Source organism: Pseudomonas sp. 39004, from assembly GCF_028682155.1.
Taxonomy (GTDB): Bacteria; Pseudomonadota; Gammaproteobacteria; order Pseudomonadales; family Pseudomonadaceae; genus Aquipseudomonas; species Aquipseudomonas capeferrum.
The window spans coordinates 1-2,383 of the sequence record NZ_JANIAG010000322.1; the positions used below are offsets into that span (position 1 = coordinate 1).

2 protein-coding genes are annotated in these 2,383 nt (G+C 59.9%); one reads left to right on the forward strand and one right to left on the reverse strand.

Going from position 1 to position 2,383, the window contains the following annotated elements; translation table 11 throughout:
* The first annotated feature begins 319 nt into the window (after positions 1–319).
* Positions 320–1,216 carry a formate/nitrite transporter family protein gene (locus tag NP534_RS26590; RefSeq protein WP_047583684.1) on the forward strand — a complete coding sequence of 299 codons (897 nt, stop codon included), beginning with the start codon at positions 320–322 and terminating at the stop codon, positions 1,214–1,216.
* Positions 1,217–1,219: 3 nt separating this feature from the next.
* Here NP534_RS26590 and NP534_RS26595 read toward each other — a convergent pair whose 3' ends face one another.
* The gene (locus NP534_RS26595; RefSeq protein ID WP_274100709.1) at positions 1,220–2,314 is read right to left on the reverse strand and encodes an MBL fold metallo-hydrolase; all 1,095 of its coding nucleotides are present in this window, start codon (positions 2,312–2,314) and stop codon (positions 1,220–1,222) included.
* Positions 2,315–2,383: the final 69 nt, after the last annotated feature.

Genomic DNA, 2,383 nt, shown 5'->3' on the forward strand with positions numbered 1-2,383 from the left:
CTTGATTCAATTTGTTAAAGAGCGGTTGGTTAAGAGCTTTTCGTCTCAACCGAGGCGTGCATTCTACGCTTTCCTCATTTGCTGTCAAGCGTTTATTTTGAAGTTTTTTAACTGCTGCTTTCTTTCGAAAGCCTTTAACTTCAACATCTTACCGCTTGCCCCGAAGCGTTCATCGCTGCGAGGAGGCGAATAATACGCGCTTTGAAATCAGAGTCAACACCTTGATCTGAAAAAACTTTCCAATCGCGTTTTACCCCTGCCCGCAACTAATGAAGGCGCAACCGATCTGTAGATAAACACCCCACGGAGCGTGGCAATCATGAGCGATGCGCAAAGCGAGAAAACGCCAGGCCTGTCGGCAGACGAAGAGCAGGAAGTCAGCCATAACCAGCCGCCACGGGCAGCGGTGCTACACGAGATCATTCGCGCCCAAGGCGACCAGGAACTGGAACGCACCCTCGCAGCACTGTGGTGGTCGGCGCTGGCTGCAGGGTTGTCCATGGGGCTTTCGCTCATGGCCATGGGGTTGTTCTATGCCCGCCTGCCGGAAGGCGACAGCGCCCAGGTAATCGCAAGCATCGGCTACAGTGCCGGTTTCCTTGCGGTAATCCTCGCCCGCCAGCAACTGTTCACCGAGAACACGCTGACCGCCGTGCTGCCAGTGATGACCACGCCCACGCTGGCAAACCTCGGTCGCCTGCTGCGCCTCTGGAGCGTGGTACTGCTCGGCAACCTGGCGGGCACCTTGCTGGTGGCCTGGGTCATGCTGGAGCTGCCGATCTTCGACAGCAAGACTGATGTGGCCTTCCTTGAGGTCGGCCGCAAGGTAATGAAGAACGACATCAGCCAGATGTTCGCCAAAGGCATCGTCTCGGGCTGGATGATCGCCACCATGGTCTGGATGATTCCGTCGATGGAGCACGCCAAGATCTGGATCATCCTGATGATCACGTACTTCATGGCCTTGGGTGACTTCACCCATATCGTCGTCGGTTCGGTGGAGGTGTCCTACCTGGTCTGGGCCGGTGAAGAGACCTGGCGCAGCTTCTTGATGGAGTTCGCCCTGCCGACCTTGGCCGGCAACATCATTGGTGGCAGCTTCATCTTTGCGCTGATCAGCCATGCGCAAGTGCGCAGTGACAGCGGCAAGCCGCCTTCGCGGCTGCTGGACGACCAGGCGCCGCCCTCCCCGCGTCGGCAAGCCCCTGGTAAATGACCCTTAGCGCACCGCCACTGCACGCTCGGCCGCCCGCCTGTGCTCTTGCGCAGGCCTTGGTTGCCACCAGTTCTGCCCGGCATGGGGCGAGTCCAGGCTGACCCGCTCGCCCATTTGCGGCGTGCTTAGCCGCACCTGCGCTTGCGCACTCAGCGCCAGAATGCGCTCGAACGGCTCCTGCCAGCCATGGATGGACAAGTCGAACGTGCCGTTGTGAATCGGCAGCAACCAGCGCCCGCGCAGGTCCAGGTGTGCCTGCAGGCTCTGCTCTGGCTGCATGTGCACGTTCGGCCAGGCGACGTTATAGGCCCCGGTTTCGATCAGGGTCAGGTCGAAAGGCCCGAAGCGTTCGCCAACTTGCCTGAAGCCATCGAAGTACCCAGTATCGCCGCTGAAGAACACCCTCAGCTGTTCATCAATGATCACCCACGACGCCCACAAGGTCTGATTGCTGTCGAACAGACCACGCCCAGAAAAATGCTGCGCCGGGGTCGCGACGAAACGCACGCCGTCGACCTCGGTCTCCTGCCACCAATCCAGCTGACGTACCTTGTCAGGGGCAACGCCCCATTCGATCAACCGGTCACCCACGCCAAGCGGGGCCAGGAAAAGCCCGGTACGCGGGGCAAGCCGACGAATCGCCTGCTCGTCCAGGTGGTCGAAGTGATCATGGGACAGAATTACCGCAGCCAACGGCGGCAACTCGTCCAGCCCAAGTGGTGGGGCATGAAAACGTTGCGGCCCTGCCCATTGCACCGGGGAGGCGCGCTCGGCAAATACCGGGTCGGTGATGAAGAAGCGACCCCGCAACTTGAGCAATATCGTGGAATGGCCCAAGCGCCAGAGGCTGTGATCAGGTGCGTCGAGCACCTGCTGCCGGATCATGGGCTGCACGGCGATGGGGTTGGCGGGGCGGGTTTCGGGTGGTTTGCGCAAGAACAGGTACTTGAGGCCAATGCGCAGCTTCTTCATCACGCCGTCCTGCGGCAGGCGTGCCTGGTTGTGGAACCGTCCGTCCCAGTGTGGCGCCGGCTCACCGGCAGCGTTAGCGGTGGGGACCATGAGCAGTAGCACTCCGAGCAACAGGAAAGCCTTCATATTACCCCACAGTGATCGCATCAACCGTGAATTGGCTTGTAAGGTCATTTTTCAAGATCGGAAGAGCAC